Here is a 5,006-nt window from a genome sequence, read left to right as displayed (position 1 = left end):
AGCCACGTGACCCAGCCCAATTTGCGCGCCAACATGCTGGGGAGCCTGATCGAGGATCTCCTGCAGAACCGTCTCCGCCTCCTCGAGCCGGTCGAGTTCGCGCAGATCTGCAGCAACCTCCAGCCTCACCGGCAGATTGTTGGGATCGAGTGCTGCAGCATGTCCGAAGTGAGCCAGAGCCGCGGCCCGATCCCCGCGCCGACGCGCTACGTGACCCAGCCCAATACGCGCGCCAACATGCTGGGAAGCTCGCTCGAGGATCGCTTCCAGGATCCCCTCCGCCTCATCGAGCCGGCCGAGGTCCCGCAGATCCGCCGCAACTTCCAGCTTCACCGGCAGATTGTTAGTATCCAATGCCGCAGCAGCTTCGAAGTAAGCCAGAGCGGTAGCGGGATCCCCGCGCCGCCGCGCCACGTGACCCAGCCCAATTTGCGCGCCAACATGCTGGGGAGCCTGATCAAGGATCTCCTGCAGAACCGCCTCCGCCTCTTCGAGCTGTCCAAGCTCCCGAAGATCCGCTGCGACCTCGAATTTGAGATAAATCTCTACCGGGTTGGCGGCAAGTGCAGCCCGATAGAGTCCAAGGGAGGTGGTACGATCGCCGCGGCCACGGGCTTGTTTCGCAAGAATCAACGCTGTTTGAGCTTCGGCAGACATTGAGATCGTTCCGGTGCTGCGCACTTCTATCACGAGTATGCCGGCAAGTATCAGCTTGGCACTAGGGAGTACGTACGCCCCGTCTCATCGCATCTCTCCGCTTCGTGTCGGGGATCATTACGTCGACCACTGCTAGACCATTACCGAGAGAGCGTGCGCCTCGACGAGGAAACTTAGCAGGCCGGGCAGAAATCACGACTAACCTTGACTTCATGACCTAAGACAAATCGATTTTCTGTTGGAGGTCTTTCTAAGATAGGACATTAATGGCGCAGACATTCGCGCAACCCTGTCGACCCACATGATCGAACATCTTGTACGCCGGACAACAGGACTTCCGTCCATCGCAGATTTTTAGGAAAGTCTGCCTCGCTAAGCTCGTTGCAAATAGGCAGTCCTGCCCTCGAAGCGCCCAAAACGGAGCCAGTGATCCGTGGCGCTCTCAATATCGCCTGCGTCAATTCCCGACTGAATGTCAGGATAAAGAGCAAGGTATGCTTTCTCATCGATTACAATGTCGCATGGGAACCGGTCTTCGTAGAATCCATGCTCGACGTAGTGCTGCGCAGCGCATGAAAGCTCACCAGCTTCCACGGCTTCTTGAACGTCCGGGTAGTTAGCAAAATACGATTTCGGATCTACCGGGATGGAACGCGCGATCGTCTCAAAGAGCAGATCGATTGCGGCTTGCGGATAGAACGTTTCGCTCTCGACCTTTACCGACCGACTTCTGATCTCTTTTTGTAACTTTTCGAAGTTCCAGACCGCCATTTGAGATATCCGTAGTTGATGTAAGGCAGGTGTTATAGAGACGAGCCAAGGCAGTCATGTCAGCGGCGTTGTCAGCGTCGTCTGTGGATAAATGAGTTACTGGCAGATTCAAGCGCGAACTTAGACAAAAGGCCTGAAGCTTCTCGGCAAGGTCGAGCGCACTTCCGGGTTCGAAGAATTCGGCACGAGAATAGTCCCGCAGCTTCTCCTCCACACCGCCGAGGCGCGATCCGAAAACGGCCACCCCAGCTTGAATGGCCTCTTGAATAACGACGGGTGAGTTTTCCCACCAGATGGACGGCACTACAATCGCGTCGCACCCGGACATCAGCCGGATCACAGATTCATTTCGATACGGCCCAAAAAACTCGATGCAATCACCAAGCTGTTCGAGCTTAGCGGTGATCCGTTCTCGAAACGCGACCTCCTGGAGATTGAGGTTCGCTCCGAACAATCTGATCCTGAATGGCACGCCGCTTTTTTTGAGCGCCGCCGCCGCGTCAAGGAGCACTTCGGTGCCTTTGAAATGGTTAATCTGTCCAAAGTACCCGATGGTTGTTACGACCGAATCTGCTTCATGTGAAGGCGAATAGCGATCTGGCGTTTCGTAGAGCCGGACGTCCCTCGGGTTCTCGATGACGTGGACCTTTATCGTATCATTCGACCAGGCCTCGACGCGCTGCGCGAGGAAATGACTTGGAGAAACGACTGCCGTAGCAAGGCGCAGATTTTTCTGAAAAAGTTCGTCGCGGAGGAAGAAGAAACCGGAGCTGATGTCCGGGAAGCATTGGTTGCACTCGGCTGGCGAGGAGCGGTGGCAGAGGCGGCCGTTCACTTTTAGCATCTGGCCGAACCGGTGGCAGATGCTAATGTACTCGTGCAGAGTGATGACGACGGGAATGTTGCGTGCACTAAAAAATTCGAGAACGTCGGTTCCCCAGAACGAAAAATGATGGGCGTGGACAACGTCCGGCCTGAACCGCTCCACAAGATCGTCGAGCAATGCGAACAATCGGTCAGGCTCAAAGGAATGGAAGAAGAATGGCTCGACGGCAGGCGGGCTTGCGAGAATTTCGTCGGCATTTCGCCGGAATGCTCCGAAATCGCCGTCATGACCGATTTGCTGCCGCTCGGCGCGAGCAACGAAAATGCTTTCCCAGCCTGGAATACTGCCCTGCTTGATCAACGAGTGGATGGCGAAGGCCGCCATCTCTGCGCCGCCGTGACTTAGCCCCGGATGCCCGTGGGACAAAACAAGAAGGCGAGGCATAACTAGTTCACCTCAGGCATGTGTCTGACATTGCCTGCTGCGGGCTTGCGCGCAGATTGATCGAGTGTGCCCTTCCACCGCCGGTTGAAACGTTCGCAGTTCACAAGGGTTCTCGCGAACCCGACGCTGTGGGCGGCATCGTGACGGATCGACTGGCGCTCGAGGTGGAAGATCTCCTGCGAGCGGACAAGGCCGATCTTCTCTCCCGCTTGCCGTAAGGTGAGGCAGAGATCCGCGTCCTCGAAATCGCCGCCGATATAACGGTCGTGAAATCCTCCGATGCGGTAGAACCGATCGCGCTCCAGCAACATTAATGCGCCCGTAACCGCCTCCGCTTCGCGAACTTCGTAGCGCGCAGCACCGGGCAGCGCCGGCAGTCCCTTGCCGGGATGAAGCGCCAGGTACCGGTCTCCCACTTCAACCGAGCGCTTGAACGCAATGCCGTCGTGCTGAACCGTTTCGTCTTCGAATAACAGGGTAAACCCCACAAGCGCGTATTCCGTCTCCTTTAGCGCCTGAAGCCCAAATTCCAGCGCGCCGAAGCCTTTCAGCCAGATGTCGGAATTCATCAGAAGCACGTATTCGCCCTTTGCCGCCTTCACGCCGATGTTGTTGGCATGTCCATAACCTACGTTCTGGCGCGGAAGCACGAAGGTGATGCGATCCCTTACGCTTTCGGTCTGGTTGGCGATCTGCTGGTTCAGCTGCGGAAAGATATTGGCATCGTCGCAGACGATCACCCACTCGAAATCGGCGGGCGCGCTTTTGATCATGGAGAGCAAAGAAAAGAGGAAGCGCCATTCCTTGTAGAAGGGCACGATGATCGACAGCCGCGCAGGCGGGCCTTCCGCGAAGCGCGACTCGAAGACCACTTCGTAGTCGAGAGAGCGCCGGTTGGCTCGCAGGAACGGCGTCAGCATGCGGGTGATCTTTTCAAGTGGCGTGTAGCTCGTGCCCTGCCGGGCGCCGAGCAGAAGCTGGAACACGCGGCTCTTGTCTGGTGAGAGCGGCGGCACCTCCTGCGAGATGATCGAGAACATTCCGTCCTTCAGGATGCCAATGATCACGGGTTGCAAGGGATCCACGCAATCGATGGCAATTGAATAGCCATGAGCATCGTGCGACGCATCGATGCTGCCATGACTGCGCACATGCTCCGTCACATCCGGCCTGTTGTGAACGACAGTATCGCGGCCGCGCGACACAAAAGCGCATCCATTAGCCAGCACATAGACATCGGTATTGCCGAAATCGGCCATCCATCCATTCATAAGCAGGCAGCCATTCTCCGAATATGCGTAATCGACGTGCATGGGAATGCCGGCGACGCCAGCCACACGCTTGCCTGCTAGCGCCTGCGCGAGCGGACCCACGTGGTCGAAAGATTCAAAGCGCCTGACGAGGTGCGGACCGAGGAGATTAATGTCATGCAATAATGTGGCGCAGCCAACAAACGCGTGCGCCTCGTCATCAATCACGAACTCGGTCACCAGAGGTTCGCGTACGGTTGTGGCGAGGATGCTTAGATCCACCTCCTCCGACACGAAACTGAAGACCGAATTCTGTTTCCGGAAAGACCGCCCAGCACTAGTCAGGGGAACTAGTGCCTCATCATCATCAAGGCTGACCGGATAGGCAAATTGCCGGGACCCGTCGGCACGCAGAACTCTTACCTCCGTTACAGTTGAGGAGCGAGGCACGTCGATCCTGACGACCAGACGGTTAAGGATGACCTGTACATCGCAACTAAACATGGAGAACCGTGACGCACAACCGGGAATGGATATGGAGATCTCGCGACGACGGCGTCAAACGCAGCGCGCTTTATCGTCCATTGACGTGCAGTAATTTGATCTGATTGTCAATTGAATGCATGGGTGCGTGTGGGTTCGATAATTCGAAGATTTGGCCCTGACCAGAGGCGTCCAGCAAAGGTATCAAACACGATGGAATCGTGAGTTGGGCTTTCGATTTCATATTGTGCGAATCTTTGGGCCAATAGGATCCGGCCCGGTGACGGCCGAGCCGGAACCGAAGATCGTACTCGCCGAAAAGGGCAATGACACGGATGCCATCCTGGCCGACCAGGACCTTGCCGTGATTTCCCTCCGTTGAGAACCACCGGGACCGCAGACCTAGACCGTTGCTCCCCAGATGGATCTTGGTCGAGAAGCAGCCAGGACCACCGCCGCTCTCCTGAAAGAGCAGGCCTGATCTAACAACCAGCCGGTTTGGTAATCGAAAGTTCGTCAGCACGACCTAGCCCTGATGCTCGTCACACAGAGAGGACGTGAACATTGCCGCGTGT

3 protein-coding genes are annotated in these 5,006 nt (G+C 56.7%); all 3 read right to left on the bottom strand.

The features are described 5' to 3' along the window. The coding region (locus AC1DVM_RS22450) for a tetratricopeptide repeat protein (RefSeq protein WP_477258243.1) at positions 1 to 657 on the bottom strand (657 nt) is incomplete at its 3' end. 664 nt (positions 658 to 1,321) lie between these two features. After that, positions 1,322 to 2,698, bottom strand: a complete 1,377-nt coding sequence (locus AC1DVM_RS22445; protein ID WP_477258241.1) for a glycosyltransferase — start codon at positions 2,696 to 2,698, stop codon at positions 1,322 to 1,324. A gap of 2 nt (positions 2,699 to 2,700) precedes the next feature. Next, entirely contained in the window at positions 2,701 to 4,188 is a 1,488-nt protein-coding gene (locus AC1DVM_RS22440) for a glycosyltransferase (protein WP_477258239.1), read from the bottom strand. Positions 4,189 to 5,006: the final 818 nt, after the last annotated feature.

This window comes from Microvirga sp. P4_A5 (assembly GCF_056402495.1).
This window is presented reverse-complemented; position numbering and strand designations above follow the sequence as displayed.

What these genes read in the sequence shown, in the direction of transcription:
- AC1DVM_RS22445 (WP_477258241.1), bottom strand. Translation starts at nt 2,698, where the DNA reads ATGCCTCGCCTTCTTGTTTTGTCCCACGGGCATCCGGGGCTAAGTCAC.